This is a genomic window from Staphylococcus debuckii, from assembly GCF_003718735.1.
In the GTDB taxonomy this organism is placed as follows: Bacteria; Bacillota; Bacilli; order Staphylococcales; family Staphylococcaceae; genus Staphylococcus; species Staphylococcus debuckii.
On record NZ_CP033460.1, the window covers coordinates 332,089 to 348,098 of the forward strand.

The following is a 16,010-nucleotide window of genomic DNA, read 5'->3' on the forward strand; positions in this document are numbered from 1 at the left end:
AATGCACTCTTTCACAAATTTGACAATTTCTAAAGTGGAATAGATAATAGTATATAATTATGAATAATCAAAATATTCTAATCTCCGTACTTTGGGAATGATGCGATATAGAAAATATTCGAGAAATATGTCAACAACATACAAATTTAACTGAAGATGAAATTGAAGAAATTGAAGAATTATCCAAACACTTACAAACGATGGCAAAGCTTAATGAAGCTAGTATTTTTATTGATTGTCCTACTGAAAATAACAAGCACATCATTGTAGTAGCAGAAGCCTCGCCGGACCAAAATAATATGTTATATCATAATTCTGTTATTAAACAAAATGCTTATGAAAGATTTGAACCAGCTGTATTCGAAGTTTTTAAAACTAAGAAAAGCGTATATCATCATAGAGGAATGTCTCAAGAAGGCAAAGTGATTGAACAAAATGTTACACCTATTATTTATAATAATCGTGTGATTGCTGCATTGATTATGGAAAAAGATATCAGTAATCAATTGCTTGAAGAAAATAAAATGAAAGCACTGACTGAAGCAACTTATACGTTGAGTCAAATTGTATCGCATCCGAGTGAAAAACAATTGTTTTTTTCAGATATGATTGATGAAAGTTTGTTCGATATCGATCAAGACTTGATTATCCGTTATTTTAATTTAACAGCAGAAAAGTTAGTAAAAGATATCGTCGGCATTGATTGTAAAATGGGTCTTTCCTTTGTCGACTTGTTTCCTAACATAGAAGAAATGTTGACAGATGGTAAAGTAATTACCATTAAAGAGCGAAAGCTGCAAGGTCATTACTTCCAAGTAAAGTGTATTCGATTATTTGATGATTTAGGGAATGTATCAGGGCATATCATTATGCTGCATGACATCACTGATTTAAAGGAAAAAGAGAAAGAACTTATTTCTAAATCTGTTGCGCTTCGTGAAGTGCATCACCGTGTGAAAAATAATCTTCAAACAGTTGCAAGCTTATTAAGACTGCAAATGAGAAGAGGAATACCTGAGGAAAGCAAACATTACTTTGAAGAGAGCTTAAACAGAATACTTAGTATTGCTTCAGTATATGAAGTAATATTAGATGGTGCGTATGCTGATCAGGTTGATATTGGGAAATTAATAATTAAAATCGGGAATATGCTTGTAAGTACAGGGAATGCACCACATTTACATATTCATTTTGACATCCAAGAATCATTTTATCTATCATCTAATATTGCAGTTTCAGTCGCCTTGATTGCTAATGAATTGATTACAAATTGTGTCACTCATGCTTTTAATCACCAAGAAGAAGGTCATATTGATGTTATTTTTGAAAAAAATAATAAAACGGGGAAATTAGTATTAATGGTGCAAGATGATGGACAAGAAGAACAAGGGAATTATGAGCAATCGTTTGGACTAAATATCATAAATACAATTACTGAGAATGATTTAGAAGGACAATTTACGATTGGCCGCAATCGTCTCGGCACTTTGGGAAAGGTGGTATTTGATGATTGGGGGAGTCGCTAAATTGAAAAAAATTATTGTTGCTGAAGATGATTCAATTGTACGTTTAGATATCGTTGAAATGTTGAAAGAAGCAGGTTATGACGTTGCCTCTGCTGTGGGAAATGGAGAAAAAGCAATTGAACTGAATGAAACAGAAAAACCAGATTTAATTATTATGGATATTAAGATGCCGAAGTTAAATGGCTTGAAAGCAAGTAAGATTATCAGTCAACGACATAATGTACCCATCTTAATCGTTTCTGCATTCAGTCAAAGTGAATATATTGAACAAGCTAAGGATGCAAATATTGTGGGATATATCATCAAACCTATTTCAGAATCTCAGTTGCTAACTGCGGTGGAAATAGCATTGGCACAATCTGTAAAGATGTCTGCACTTAGACAAGAGTCGCATGAGGCAAAAGAAGAAGTTGAGAATCGCAAACTCATAGAAAAAGCAAAAGGTTTATTAATGACTGAAATGAAATTAGATGAAGAAGCGGCTTACCAAAAATTACGCAAACTAAGTATGAATCATCATATTTCAATGGAGAAAGTAGCCGCAAAAGTCATTAAACAGTTGACCAAATGATATAAATTATAAAAGTGAATAGTATACGAAGCAAAGATGCTTACATTGACCAAGAGGTCTGTAAGCATCTTTTTGCATTTTAGGAGGTGGTTTAAAAAAGTATAGCAGAGAATTAAAACAATATTATTTCTAATAAACTCAACGATTTAATGGGGGAATGCTTTATGGAACACATTGGTACAGTAATCATATATATCATCATGATTTGTGCAGTATTGGGAGCTTTCGGAGCAATCAGGAATCCTGAAGTTGGAATAGGTAAAGAATTTATGGAAGGGATATTTACAATTGGTCCTATCTTTGCTAATTCAGCAGGAATTATGGCTTCTATTCCATTTATTTCACGTTTTATTGAGCAGGTGTTCGGGCCGTTATTTCATAAAATAGGGGCTGATCCAGCCATTGCTGCAACTTCAATCTTAGCCACAGACATGGGTGGCTACCAATTGGCAAATGTTTTGAAAGAGAGTTATGAAGGATGGATTATGGCAATGATTGTAGGTTTTATGGCAGGTGCTACAATTGTATTCTCTATTCCTTTGGGATTGCCGATGTTAGAAAAAAGAGATCATAAATATATGGCATTAGGGATATTATCTGGATTGCTAGCGATTCCTTTCGGTGTATTTATTTCTACATTTATTATGATTATGAGTCATGTAAAAATAAGAACAACAATAGAAACAGTAGGCGCAGCTACACATGTATTTTCAATTAGTTTTTCAACAGTGTTGTTGAATTTATTGCCGTTACTCATTTTTGTTGTCATCACAGCAGCAGGTTTATACTTCTTCTCAGATATTATGATTAAAGGATTTATCATATTTGGTAAAATATTAGATGTTTGTATCAAACTCGTCTTTGTATTTTCAGTAGTACAGATTTTTACTGGTTTTTTCACTAATGTATTTGGCGTTTGGGGATTTGACCCTATTATGGCAGATGACAAAGACAAATTCAGGGCGTTAGAAAATGCTGGGAATATCGCAATTATGCTTTCTGGAGCGTTCCCGATGGTTTACTTAATTAGAAAATACTTTTCAAATGCATTAACCCGATTTGGACAAAAAGTAGGATTGAGTGAAGTGGGAAGTGCAGGTATTATTGCTACCATGGCTAATATTTTAGCAATGTTTAAATTGGTTAAAGATATGCCGCCTAAAGATAAAGTCATAAATATTTCGTTTGGTGTATGTTCAGCTTTCTTGCTTGGAGACCATCTCTCTTACACTGCTAATTTCCAACCAAATTTAATCCCGGCAGTCATGATTGGTAAATTCAGTGCGGGACTCATTGCTATTGGGTTTGCTTATCTCTTATGTTTGCCTAAAGCAAGAAAATTGGAAGAAATTGATCGACGTGCAGGTATTATTAAACCTGATGAATATATCGAAGAAGAAGCAACTGAACGCGGAGAAGAGGCTCCCGAAACGAAATCTAAAATATAAATAAAATCATACACAAATCAATCTATTAAAACTGCCTAAGCATCATTTATTTAATTTTGTTTAGGCAGTTTTGATAGGGATAACAAAATTATAAAGCACATTAAAACAGAGCTGAAGGGAGTTTTGATCAGCTCTGTTTTAATTTAGGGTTGTTTATTTTATTTAGGAAGGTTTTAGGAGTGATTTCAGGTTATTCTTAGAAATAATTGGCAGTAATACCGCCATCTACATTAATATTTGCTCCATTTGTCCAATCGGATTCATCTGAAGCAAGATAGATGGCACAATTAACAATATCTTCTGGTTTGCCAAAACGTCCCGCAGGTTGACGACCAAGACGGACTGCTTTGGCTTCTTCATCAGATACTAGCCATTCCATCAATAAAGGTGTTTCTATAGGACCAGGGCTGATAGCATTGGTTCTGATACCTTTCGGACGGAATTGAATAGCTAATGATTTTGTTAATGCGACCACTGCACCTTTAGATGCAGTATAGGCATCTTGAGGAACCGAGCAACCCATTTGGGCTACAAAAGAAGCGATATTAATAATTGATCCAGAAGCTTGCTTTTCCATAACTGGAATAACATATTTTGTCATCAAGAAAATACCTTTGACATTGATATTCATTACTAAGTCCCAAACTGCTTGTTCAGTGTTGATAACAGAATTATCAGCTTCAGGCATTACACCTGCATTATTGTATAACACATCAATGTGGCCATATTCTTCAACAACGCCTTCCACTGCATTTTTTACAGCTTCTTCATCAATAATATCGACTTCAAAGAAAGAAGCTTCGCCGCCATCTTGGTTGATTTGATCCACAACTTGTTTTCCTGCTTTTTGATCTCTTTCAAATACAGCGACTTTTGCACCTTCTTTAGAAAACATCTCTGCCGCGACTTTACCCATACCGCCACCGGCACCTGTTATAATGCACACCTTATCTTTTAATCTCATTTTAAAAGCCTCCTCGTATAATAAGTTTATATTGAAAAAGATTAACCTTGTTCAAAGTAACGCGCGCGTTCCCAAGTAGTTACAAATGAGTCGTATTCATCTTGTTCTGTTTGTGCTGCATGTAAATAGTGTTTTGCTACTTCTTCGCCAAGCACCTCTTTCACCACGTCACTGTTTTTCCATTCTAAAATAGCTTGATGAAGAGAAGATGGAATACGATCCACTTCATTTTGTTCATACGCATTACCTTTTAATTCATCTGCTAAAATTTCTTTATGTTCAATTCCATATAAACCTGCGCCGATTAAAGCGGCATAAGCAAGATATGGATTCATGTCTGCTCCGCAAATACGAGATTCAAAGCGTAAAGCATTACCTTCACCCACAACACGATAACCAGCTGAACGGTTATCTTTGCTCCATGCAATACTTACTGGTGCCCAACTGTTTGGAGCAAAACGTTTATAAGAATTAATATTCGGAGCAAACATCAATGCAAAATCTTTCGTATATTTGATGACACCTGCTAAGAAATGCTGCATTGTTTCAGACATTGGATTTGAAGCATCATTACCTGCATAAAAAGCATTTTTGCCAGTATTGGTATCCATCATACTTAAATGGATATGGCCGCTTGAGCCTGTCCACTCTTCAAAAGGTTTAGCCATGAAAGTAACAGATTTCTCATTTTGAATACAAATTTCTTTCATCCCATGTTTGAACATTAAATGTTGATCTGCTGCATTGATTGCATCTGAATATTTTAAGTTGATTTCATGTTGTCCTTTGTAAGCCTCACCTTTAGAAGATTCAACGATAATATCCATCAGGCTCATTTGGCGACGTATTTCTTGATAAAGCGGTTCGTTTTTTGAACCTTGCAATAAATTATAGTCTTCGTTTAAATGACCTGCTGGTTCTAATTCATCATAACCTTGCGCATTTATGTCTTTGAATGAATCATTAAATAAGTAGAATTCTAATTCACTGGCCATATGAGGAGATAGGCCGTAAGCTTCAGCTTTTTGGATTTGGTGCTGCAAAATATTACGCGGAGCCACGCTAATTGGTTCACTGCCATCTACTGTATATACATCTGCGAAAACCATAGCTGTACGTGACATCCAAGGAATTACTTTTAAGGTATTCCAATCTGGTAATGCTAAATAATCACCATATCCTTTATCCCAATTCATGAAATCATAGCCATCATCTGTATCCATTTCAAAGTTTGTACCTAAAAGATAGTTGCAAAAATGTGTACCCTCTGAAATGTCATTTTCTAAAATGAAATCGCCTGTGATACGTTTCCCCATCAAACGACCTTGCATATCGCAAAAACCAAGTACCAAAGTATCAATTTTACCTTTATCAATCATTTCCATCATTTCATCTTTTGTAATGTTTCCTGTTTTCTTTTTGTTACGACGATGTTTGTTAAAATCATTAATCTCTCTAAACATTTGAACCGCCTCCTTAATATTTATGCATCTAATGAAAGTGAGATATATTTTAATTCTAAGAAACCATCTAATCCATAATGTCCGCCTTCACGGCCCATTCCGCTTTCTTTGATACCGCCGAATGGTGCTTGAGGGACACTTAATTGAGTACCATTTACACCAATCATTCCGAAGTCTAATTGTTCACTGACTTGATAGACAGTATTTACATTGTTTGAGAAGAAATAGGCCGCTAAACCGTATGGAGAAGCATTTGCAATTTTAATAGCCTCAGCTATTGTGTCGAAAGAAATAATAGGTGCTACAGGTCCGAATATTTCTTCTTTAGCAATAGACATCTCAGGTTTAACATTTGTAACGACTGTAGGTTGATAAAATAAGTCAGAAGGTGAATCATCCACTCTTTTACCGCCTGCAGCGATATTTGCACCTTCTTTTTCAGCTTCACTTACAAGTTTTTCAACTTTTTCGATAGCTCCTGAATTAATTAATGGACCGACTTGAACATCCTTTTGATTACCAGGACCTACTCTTAACTGGTTCACACGCTCAATGATTTTAGTTGTAAGCTTATCTCTAATTTCACTTTGCGCAAGTACCGTATTAATGCCATTGCACATCTGGCCTGTATTTTCAAATTTGTTTTCTGCAATGGCATCTGCAGCTTGATCTAAGTCTGCATCATTTAGAACGATAGCTGGTGCGTTTCCGCCAAGTTCTAAAGAAATACGTTTCACTTGGTCCGCAGCTTTTTTCATTAACAACTTTCCAATTTCTGTAGATCCAGTGAAAGAAATTTTACTGACACGGCGATCATGTAATAGTGTTTCAGAAATGAGTGATGACTTGCCTGTTATCAAATTTGCTACACCATTATCGATACCGGTTGCCATTAATTCATCCATGATAGCAATCGCTATGCGCGGTGTTTCACTAGACGGTTTAACGATAACCGTACAGCCTGCTGCAAGTGCAGGTGAAACTTTTCTAGCTACCATAGCGCCTGGGAAATTCCAGGGTGTGATAAGTGCGCAAACACCTACAGGTTGTTTAATGACTGAGATGCGTTGGTTAGGGGAAGAAGGGGGTATAATCTCGCCGTATATCCGTTTTCCTTCTTCTGCATTCCATTTAATGAATTGAACGCAACCTTCAATCTCTCCTAAAGACTCGCTATAAGGCTTACCTTGTTCTTCAGTCATGATAGAAGCGAGTTTTTCTTTTTTATGAAGCAAATTTTTAGCCCATGCATGTAAATAATCGGCACGTTCAGTAGCTGTTAATTTTGACCAAGAAGAGAACGCTTGGTATGAAGCATCGATTGCATCATTGATTAAAGCTTCAGTTACATTAGGCACCTCTCCAATCACTTCGTTTGTTGCTGGATTAGTAACTTTCAAGGCATTGTCAGTTTGAATTTTCTTGCCATTAGTCCAGTTATGATTCAAATTATCTCCCATATAAATCTCCTCCTTAACACAAAAAGAGGCCTACACAATTATCCTTTGCGGATATTGTATAAGCCTCTTTGCTCAATTAAATTCACTTGTATACTTCAGAAAGTCTAGTGACTTATCAACAATACTACTAAATATTCAGAACCTTGTCAATATTCAATCTCTGGATTATACTGTGACCTAACTTAAAAGAGAGAAGGTATTTCTATGACAAAGACATTAGACTTATTGAAATCATTAATTGAATTTGATAGTTCAACCAAAGATGCAGCGAATAAAACACTTCAATTTTGCAAAGCATGGTTGGAAAAAGAAGGGTTAGAACCAGTACGATTAACCAACGATGGATTCGATTCTCTTATTTGTAATATAGGGTCAGGAGAACAACGATTAATTTTGAATGGTCATGTAGATGTTGTGAGTGGTAAACCTGATCAATTTGAACCCAAAGTTGAAGGAAATAAGATTTATGGGCGTGGTTCTGCCGATATGAAAGCGGGTGTAAGTGCCATGATGAGTGCTTTGAGCGAATTACAACATAAAGATTTAGGTAATACATCTGTTCAGTTGCAACTTGTAACGGATGAGGAAATTGGTGGGAAACATGGTGCTAATTTCTTAACAGAACAAGGTTATTTAGGGGATTTTGTAATCTGCGGAGAGCCAACCCAACTTGGTATTGGATATCAAGCTAAAGGGATTTTGCAAATTGATATTCACTTAAAAGGTAAATCAGCCCATGGCAGTCGTCCATGGGAAGGTGATAATGCTATTGAAAAAGCATTAGAAACTTATCAAAAAATATTAGAATTACCTTTTGCTAAAGAATCTACAGCGTTATTTGATAGACCATCTATTAATTTGGCCAAAATCAGAGGGGGAACAGTTTATAACAAAGTACCAGATGAAGCGGTCATTTCATATGATATACGATTTTTACCCGGCCAAAATGAAGAAGAAATTTTAAAACAGATTCAAACAATAACGGATGGAGAAATTTCGGTTCATTTATCAGGTGCTTCTGTAATAAATGAAACAGACAATCCATTGATTCAAAAGCTGGTCAAAGAAATTTCTCAGGAAACTCAACAACCTGCTGAAGCTGTCAAATTATTTGGGCAACATGGATTTGCCGATACAAGATATTTTGCTCGTTTCGGCACACCGGCTGTTGAGTTCGGACCTTCTGGTGCGGCATGGCATGGAGATAATGAATATGCTGAAATTAACTCTATAGAAACTTATAAAAATATATTGGTGAAATTCGCTGAGTCTTACTCAAAATAAACAGTTCGTAAAGTATGAATCTCTAGGAATAAGAGTATTCATACTTTTAATTTTTATATTTTCGACGCTTCAACAGAATAAGTAGGTTTATATATTGAATATTCACAATATTAAAACGATATGGTATTCTATATCTACTTGAAAGGGGTTACAACAGAATATAGACAAGGGGAGATTTTATGAATTTAGCAATTTTAGGCTTTATCATGATTGTTGTCTTTATGATTTTAATCATGAGTAGAAAAATGTCTGCGTTAGTTGCACTCATCGTAGTTCCAGTAGTCTTCGGCTTGATTGGGGGATTTTATTCAAGCTTAGGTAAAGACATATTGGAAGGTTTGACTACCGTAGCGCCGACCGGAATTATGTTAATCTTTGCAATACTTTATTTTGGGGTCATGATTGATGCAGGATTATTCAATCCTATCATCAGCATAATTATGAAAGGTGTTAAGGGTGATCCGGTTAAAATCACTATCGGTACAGTTGCTTTAGCATCAATTGTAGCGCTGGATGGAGACGGTACAACAACTTTTATTATTACAGTAACAGCAATGATGCCGCTTTATAAGAAAATGGGGATGAACCTATACATATTATCTACTTTAGCGTTGCTCTCAATCGGAGTCATGAATATGACACCATGGGGAGGACCGACAGCTCGTGCGATTTCTTCACTGCAATTAACGACTGAAGAAGTTTTCACACCTCTTATTCCAGTTATGGTTGCAGGTATCCTTTTTGCCTTCTTCGCTGCATATGTTTTAGGTCTCAGAGAAAGAAAAAGAATTGGCATTCAGAATCATCTTTCACTCACGTTAGATGAAATGAATAATGCGAATGGGACAAATGAAGAAGATAAAGAATTACTGAGACCGAAATTAACGATAATCAATGCGATTTTAACGATTGCATTATTAAGTGCTTTGATTACAAGTTTCTTACCTATTCCGGTACTCTTCATGCTTGGTTTTGCAGTAGCATTGATTATCAACTATCCGCATTTGAATGTACAATCTGAGATTATTAAACGCCATGCAGGCAATGTATTAGCGGTGGTAAGTTTAGTATTCGCTTCAGGCGTATTCACAGGTGTCATGAGTGGTACCAAAATGGTGGACGCAATGGCAAGTTCATTAGTAAATATTGTACCAGATGCCATGGGAAATCATTTTGCTTTAATCACGGCCATTTTAAGTATGCCATTTACCTACTTCATGGCAAATGATCCTTTCTATTATGGCATTCTACCGATACTCGCAGAATCTGCACATCAATTCGGGATTTCTAAAGCCATGATGGCAAGAGCATCTATTTTAGGACAGCCTCTGCATGTACTAAGTCCATTATACGCAGCCGGTTATTTATTGGTAGGTATGCTTGGTATCGATTATGGTACTAACCAGAAGATTGTAATGAAGTGGGCGATCGGATCTTCATTATTTATGATTTTAGTGGCTGGTTTAATTGGAATTATTGCATTTTAAATTAAAAAGAAACACACAAGGTGGTAATGGCAATTTAGAGAATTACCATCTTTTTAGTTGTCAAATAATTCCGAAAAATGACACCGTATTGCTAATTAAACAAAAATGAGGGAGGTTATAGAATGCAACAACAATCAAAATGGAGACCCTATATTTTAACAATAATAGGTGCAGCCTGTTGGGGAGTAATCGGATTATTTATTCAACCACTGTATGACAGAGGGTTTACAGCTTGGGATGCGGTAACTATTCGAGGTGTATTGACATTTATTTTTTTAATTACTTTTATGTTGGTATCAAACCCGAAATCTTTGAAAACAAGATGGCAAGATCACATTTATTTTGCGGGTGCAGGAATTTTAAGCATGGTATTTTTTAACTATTTATATTTTGAAACATTTTCACAGTCGTCTTTATCGCTTGCGGTAACTTTGCTATATACAGGTCCTATCTTTGTAACTTTACTCAGCCGAATTTTCTTCAAAGAGCCTTTGAATTCTAATAAAATTATTGCGTTAATCTTAGCTATAACAGGTTGTGGTTTTGTTGTTGGATTATTACCTTCATTCAAAGTCGAAGTGAGCACTAAAGTAATTGTAACAGGGATTCTTTCAGGGGTATGCTATTCGCTTTATACAATTTTCACAAAGCCTGTGACTAAGCGTTATTCTGCTTTAACGATTACGACTTATAACTTTCTATATACCAGTTTATTTATGTTGATTTTCAGTAAAACACCTTCAAAAATTGAAAAATTTGCACATCCAGATGTTATTGGTGCATCCATTGGCTTAGCATTTGTTTCAACAGTAATGGCTTATGTACTTTATATAGCAGGTCTTAAACATTTAGAAGCGAGCAAAGCTTCGATTCTCGCAACACTCGAACCAATTGTAGCGATTTTAACCGGGGTTATTTTCTTAGGTGATGTATTGAATACGTGGCAAACTTCAGGAATTGTCACTGTAATGTGTGCGGCTGTGATTGTCGGTAGAAATCCTCGAATGAAAGGACAGGAAGCTTTAAGTAGATATTGATCTTTGATGTACAAAAAATGTTTCGCGTGAAACTTCTTTTTATATACACTGTATATTTAACTGTACAATGTAGAATAAATATGATTAAATAGCAGTATAATCAAATGTAAAAAGATAGTGGGATTTTTACTAAAGTAAGTATATTAGAAAGAGTGAGTAAGATAATGAACAAATTAGATTTGCGCGTCGTACGTACAAGAAAGTTATTGTTGAAGGGGTTATATGAACTTTTAGAAGAGAAAGAGTTTTCTAAACTTACCATCGACCAAATATGTGACCGTTCTATGGTGCACCGTACAACATTTTACAAACATTTTCATGATAAATATGCGTTATTAGAATTAATGTTGAATAATCTAAGTGAAAAATATTTTTCATACGAATTTAAAGAACGCATTAATCATCCGTTCAGAGTGACAGAAAAAGGATTTGAAGGGACTAAAGATTTTCATCGTATTTTAGAAAAGCAGAAAGAAGATAAAGAGTTCAATGATTTAATGTTTTCACAATTCATCAAGTTGTTACAAAAAGATATCCAAGAAAATATTGATCAAATAGATAAAGATTCTGATATACCAGAGGATTTGGTGTTCTATCTTTATGGTGGAGCAATCAAAGGATTTTCTAATTGGATAGAAAATAGTAGTGTTAAAATATCAGCAGATGAAGCTGACACTTTATTCCATAAAATGGTCAATATCAAAGTAAAAGCATAAATACTTTATAGTAGGGCGTAATTGCAGGATATGCAATTGCGTCTTTTTTATATAGGTAAGGCTACGGGTTGTCTGATGTTAGACTGTCGGAAGTCTAAAAATCCCACCAAGACAACAATACAAGATAATGAAACTATTAAGTGCTTTTTAAATTATTGTTTACATAAATATAGCGTGCCTACACCAATTTAATTATAATAAATATAAAACTATCTTTAAGGGGAAAACAACTTATGAATAAACGTACACGATCTCCGCGAACTACGATTCTCTGGATTATTTTAGGGATAATTGGACTCGCAATAATAATAGGCATAGTATATTTTGTATTTATGAATTCAAGTGATAAAAATAATAACTATAATGCAGAAAAACGTGAAACAAAGCAACAGAGACCTAGCCATAAGAAAGTCACTATTAATGTTAATTCACCAGAATTCATTCAAGAGTTTATGCAAACACCGCAAACAGAAGGATACAAAGGGTTTAAAATCGGGACTTCAAAAAAAGAGATAGAAAAGAAGTTTGGTAAATCAGATGGAACGAGAGAAATTAACGGTAACGATGCCCGGCAGTATGGTGATATGGCCGTAACGTATAACCATGATGATAAAGTGGATCATGTCTATGTGACACCGAATCAAATGACTAAAAAAGCCTTTACTGATGTTCATAATGAACCAGGCGCAATCAGGGGAGATATTTGGTTCTATGAAACAAACATTTACGATGGTTTCAGTATTAAAGTATTTACAAGTCGTCAATACATTAAAGCGATAGAAAATGTACCTCAGACGTAAGTGAATAGTCGGACGTTTAGGAAAGGCATACAAATGAAGCGAAATGATTGTTAATATATAAGATAACGAATCAAATTTTCACTTGAACTAGGGGGCAGGTTGATGAACAACTTAGTACAAAATACTTTATCGGCTTGGGCATTAATAGAAACTTTACAACCGGGTGAAGTTGAAGGTATTGATGATTACTTAGATAGTAAGATATTTGAACAGAAAGAAAAACACAAAATAATTCATAACTTCGAAGAATTTAAACCTTTATGGGAAAATGAAAAATATCAACTCAATGAATTTGCTTTAAAAAAGGGACAATTACAATTTCAAATTTATCGGTATTGCTTTAAATTCGGAGAAATTGAAAAAGCCTTGCGTAAGATGTTCGAAGACGAAGAAATTTATAACGAGAGCCAAACAATTTGTTATGGTTATACTTTCAAAGTAGATGAGCAAGGAAAGGTATTAACGGATACGATTTATGTTCCTATGCTGATGAGCGCTATGAAAAGTATTAAGAAAGATCAAAACTCGAATATTGAACAAGAATATCTTCATAATATAGAGCGTTTTAAAATGGAATGTGAAGAAATCCTAGGAGATAATGTTTTAAACCAACTCAGACTTGCGAAAATGGATGAGCGATACCTTAAATACTTTGCTAAATACGAAACTGCATTTTCACAATTCTTCAAACATGTCATTGCTATCAGATACGTGAAACCTGAAGAACAAACAGATGAACTTAACAGCTTTTACCTTACGGATATTGAAGAAGCTAAATCGTCTCCTAATGCTGCGCTTACACAATATATCGAAGGCTTACCTGATAAAGAGAAGCAAGAAATCGATGAAAATCGACCATTGATTGAAGAGATACTGCAACCAGAAAATTATCCAGACGGCAGATGGCCTTCATTGGTAGAACATCGTCTTTCTCTTATGCAGCAAGTAGCTGTCAATCAAATTACAGGCGGTCAGAATAAAATTAATTCGGTAAATGGCCCGCCAGGAACGGGTAAAACAACGTTGTTAAAAGATATTTTTGCGCACAATATTGTTGAAAGAGCCAAAGAACTCGTCAAACTGTCTCGCCCTAGCAAAGCTTTTAAATATGAGCAAATTCATGAAACAGATAAATTTAAAACGGCTTTCTTAAATGAAAATCTTACTACTTTCAAAATGGTAGTAGCTTCAAGTAACAATGGGGCTGTAGAAAATATCTCTAAAGACTTGCCTAAAATAGAAGAAGTGTTGCGAAGAGACAAATCATCACAATTTCCTGAGTATGAAGAAGCCTATCAACAAGCCGCTGAAAAATTAGAAGATTTCAGTGTGCTAGCTGAAAAAATTATAGAGGAACCTGCCTGGAGTCTATTCTCTGGAACTTTTGGTAAAAAGAAAAATATTGATGCAGCAATGAAATATATCTTAACTGATAAAGAAGATACTTTAGTAAAAACGTTGCTTCAATTAAATAATGAATTAGATGTTAATCAAGAGTGGAAAGATGCTAAGAAAGAATTTAATCAAACCCTACAAAAAATTTCAGCGTTGAAACAAGAAATAAAAGAAGGTATGAAATTCAATGCTGAATACCAATCAATTAAGACTAACATTCATAATTTATTAAAAGAAAAAGAATATAACAATCAATTAAAAACGCAACTGGAAACTGAACTCACACAATTAAATGAGCAGAAAGCAACTGCAGAGAATCAGTTACAGGAGAAACAAGATAGAGTAGCAAATCTAGAAAAACAGATGGAATTACAAAACAAACAAGTATCCTTTGCTGATAAACTGAAAAACCTATTTAAAGGGCATCCTGAAACTGAAGCACATAATAATCATCATGATAAACTTGTGCAGCTTTTAGAGGAAAAGGAAAAACTATACGATACAAAAGAGAAGATTGCTTCTAAAATTCAAGAGCAAGAAGTAAAACAACAAGATAATGAAACACATTTAAACAAAATCGACCAAGAATTAACAACGTTAGAAAGTAAAAATAGAAATTTCACAGACTTTAGGGAACAAAATGGCAACATTCAATTTTCTGACGATGCATTCTGGCAAAAAGACAACTATAAAGTTCGCCAAGAAAAAGTATTAAATACTTCAGATGAGTTGCAATTTTATAGAGGATTATTATTTATTCAAGCTATGTGTCTACATCGATTGTTACTCATCGGAAATGCGAAAGCGATTCAATCAGCACTCTATGATTTCATTCGACGCAATGAATATATAAAATCTGCGCCGATCAAGGTAGAAAATGCCTGGAATGTACTTCATCTCGTCTATCCAGTGATTAGCACAACTTTCGCCAGCTTCAGAAACATGTACCGCACTATGCCGCAAGACTTTATAGATTACATATATATTGATGAAGCGGGTCAAGCTATTCCTCAGGCAGCAGTAGGGGCGATTCAGCGATCGCGTAATGTAGTAGCAGTTGGAGATCCAATCCAAATTGAACCTGTAGTAACTTTGGATCATAATCTTATTAACTCTGTACGCAAAGCCTTTAATGTACCTGAAAGATTAGTCAGCGCCGAAGCCTCTGTACAAAGTCTCGCAGATAACGCAAACACTTATGGATATTGGAAGGGGAATGCATCTGGCGATAAGGAATGGATAGGTATACCGCTGTGGGTACATAGAAGATGCTTGAATCCTATGTTTACTATTAGTAATAAAATTGCATATGAAGAGAAGATGGTATTACCGGCTTATATTGAAAAGAATCCAGGCCAATCTTCTTGGGTGGATGTAAAGGGTAAAGCCGAACCTAAACAATTTGTTAAAGTGCAAGGAGAGCAAGTAGTGAAGGACTTAGCTGAAGATTGGAAAGCAGCTTTAGAAAAAGGAGAAGCATCGCCGAGTTCCTTTGTGATTTCTCCATTCACTAAGGTCAAAAGTGAAATTCAGAAACTCGCACGCAATCAGTTGCCTAGTGAAGTAGGAGTAGATAACCAAACAATTAACAAGTGGGTAGGACTTTCTATAGGAACAGTTCATACTTTTCAAGGAAAAGAAGCGGATAAAGTTTATTTTGTGACAGGTACTGATGAAGACCAGAATGGCGCTATCAAATGGTCATGCCAGAAACCAAACTTGATTAACGTCGCAGTCACGCGTGCTAAAAAAGAATTTATCATTGTTGGCGATAAAGAAAGAATCAGTAAACTTGAATATTACGATGTTGTCGCAGAACAAGTAGAATAAAATAAATCCTGAAAATCAGAGTGGTCATC

Annotated in this window: 12 protein-coding genes; 9 read left to right on the top strand and 3 right to left on the bottom strand. The window is 35.1% G+C overall.

Annotation, left to right across the window (positions count from 1 at the left end):
• Positions 1–125: 125 nt before the first annotated feature.
• The 3 genes from CNQ82_RS01570 (at position 126) to eutH (ending at position 3,545) form a co-directional block, all read left to right on the top strand.
• Positions 126–1,526, top strand: a complete 1,401-nt coding sequence (locus tag CNQ82_RS01570) for a sensor histidine kinase (RefSeq protein WP_276308812.1) — start codon at positions 126–128, stop codon at positions 1,524–1,526.
• On the top strand, positions 1,507–2,097 hold the full coding sequence (locus CNQ82_RS01575) for an ANTAR domain-containing response regulator (RefSeq protein WP_123143777.1): 591 nt from the start codon (positions 1,507–1,509) through the stop codon (positions 2,095–2,097). Before CNQ82_RS01570 ends, CNQ82_RS01575 begins: the two co-directional genes overlap by 20 nt.
• Positions 2,098–2,261: 164 nt before the next feature.
• Positions 2,262–3,545: an ethanolamine utilization protein EutH gene (gene eutH / locus CNQ82_RS01580; RefSeq protein WP_123143778.1), complete on the top strand. Its 1,284-nt coding sequence runs from the start codon at positions 2,262–2,264 to the stop codon at positions 3,543–3,545.
• Between the two features lie 196 nt (positions 3,546–3,741).
• Here eutH and CNQ82_RS01585 read toward each other — a convergent pair whose 3' ends face one another.
• The 3 genes from CNQ82_RS01585 to CNQ82_RS01595 are packed head-to-tail and all read right to left on the bottom strand — an operon-like array spanning position 3,742 to position 7,432.
• Entirely contained in the window at positions 3,742–4,509 is a 768-nt protein-coding gene (locus tag CNQ82_RS01585; RefSeq protein ID WP_123143779.1) for an SDR family NAD(P)-dependent oxidoreductase, read from the bottom strand.
• Between the two features lie 41 nt (positions 4,510–4,550).
• Positions 4,551–5,972, bottom strand: coding sequence for a glutamine synthetase family protein (locus tag CNQ82_RS01590; RefSeq protein WP_123143780.1), 1,422 nt, complete (start codon positions 5,970–5,972; stop codon positions 4,551–4,553).
• Between the two features lie 20 nt (positions 5,973–5,992).
• Positions 5,993–7,432: an NAD-dependent succinate-semialdehyde dehydrogenase gene (locus CNQ82_RS01595; RefSeq protein ID WP_123143781.1), complete on the bottom strand. Its 1,440-nt coding sequence runs from the start codon at positions 7,430–7,432 to the stop codon at positions 5,993–5,995.
• A gap of 204 nt (positions 7,433–7,636) precedes the next feature.
• Between CNQ82_RS01595 and CNQ82_RS01600 the strand changes: the two genes are divergently transcribed.
• From CNQ82_RS01600 to CNQ82_RS01625, 6 genes are all read left to right on the top strand, one after another.
• Complete coding sequence (locus CNQ82_RS01600) at positions 7,637–8,716, top strand: M20 family metallopeptidase (protein ID WP_123143782.1); 1,080 nt, start codon at positions 7,637–7,639, stop codon at positions 8,714–8,716.
• Positions 8,717–8,895: 179 nt separating this feature from the next.
• Positions 8,896–10,203 carry a CitMHS family transporter gene (locus tag CNQ82_RS01605; protein ID WP_123143783.1) on the top strand — a complete coding sequence of 436 codons (1,308 nt, stop codon included), beginning with the start codon at positions 8,896–8,898 and terminating at the stop codon, positions 10,201–10,203.
• Positions 10,204–10,325: 122 nt separating this feature from the next.
• Entirely contained in the window at positions 10,326–11,240 is a 915-nt protein-coding gene (locus CNQ82_RS01610) for a DMT family transporter (protein WP_123143784.1), read from the top strand.
• A gap of 164 nt (positions 11,241–11,404) precedes the next feature.
• The gene (locus CNQ82_RS01615; protein WP_123143785.1) at positions 11,405–11,956 is read left to right on the top strand and encodes a TetR family transcriptional regulator; all 552 of its coding nucleotides are present in this window, start codon (positions 11,405–11,407) and stop codon (positions 11,954–11,956) included.
• A gap of 233 nt (positions 11,957–12,189) precedes the next feature.
• On the top strand, positions 12,190–12,756 hold the full coding sequence (locus CNQ82_RS01620; RefSeq protein ID WP_123143786.1) for a zinc ribbon domain-containing protein: 567 nt from the start codon (positions 12,190–12,192) through the stop codon (positions 12,754–12,756).
• A 102-nt stretch (positions 12,757–12,858) separates the two neighbouring features.
• On the top strand, positions 12,859–15,981 hold the full coding sequence (locus CNQ82_RS01625; RefSeq protein WP_123143787.1) for a DEAD/DEAH box helicase: 3,123 nt from the start codon (positions 12,859–12,861) through the stop codon (positions 15,979–15,981).
• Positions 15,982–16,010: the final 29 nt, after the last annotated feature.

Bases quoted from the DNA above. Each gene is read 5' to 3' on its own strand.
- CNQ82_RS01595 (WP_123143781.1), bottom strand. From the start codon at position 7,432: ATGGGAGATAATTTGAATCATAACTGGACTAATGGCAAGAAAATTCAA.
- CNQ82_RS01615 (WP_123143785.1), top strand. From the start codon at position 11,405: ATGAACAAATTAGATTTGCGCGTCGTACGTACAAGAAAGTTATTGTTG.
- CNQ82_RS01620 (WP_123143786.1), top strand. From the start codon at position 12,190: ATGAATAAACGTACACGATCTCCGCGAACTACGATTCTCTGGATTATT.
- eutH (WP_123143778.1), top strand. From the start codon at position 2,262: ATGGAACACATTGGTACAGTAATCATATATATCATCATGATTTGTGCA.
- CNQ82_RS01590 (WP_123143780.1), bottom strand. From the start codon at position 5,972: ATGTTTAGAGAGATTAATGATTTTAACAAACATCGTCGTAACAAAAAG.
- CNQ82_RS01585 (WP_123143779.1), bottom strand. From the start codon at position 4,509: ATGAGATTAAAAGATAAGGTGTGCATTATAACAGGTGCCGGTGGCGGT.
- CNQ82_RS01575 (WP_123143777.1), top strand. From the start codon at position 1,507: ATGATTGGGGGAGTCGCTAAATTGAAAAAAATTATTGTTGCTGAAGAT.
- CNQ82_RS01600 (WP_123143782.1), top strand. From the start codon at position 7,637: ATGACAAAGACATTAGACTTATTGAAATCATTAATTGAATTTGATAGT.
- CNQ82_RS01625 (WP_123143787.1), top strand. From the start codon at position 12,859: ATGAACAACTTAGTACAAAATACTTTATCGGCTTGGGCATTAATAGAA.
- CNQ82_RS01610 (WP_123143784.1), top strand. From the start codon at position 10,326: ATGCAACAACAATCAAAATGGAGACCCTATATTTTAACAATAATAGGT.
- CNQ82_RS01605 (WP_123143783.1), top strand. From the start codon at position 8,896: ATGAATTTAGCAATTTTAGGCTTTATCATGATTGTTGTCTTTATGATT.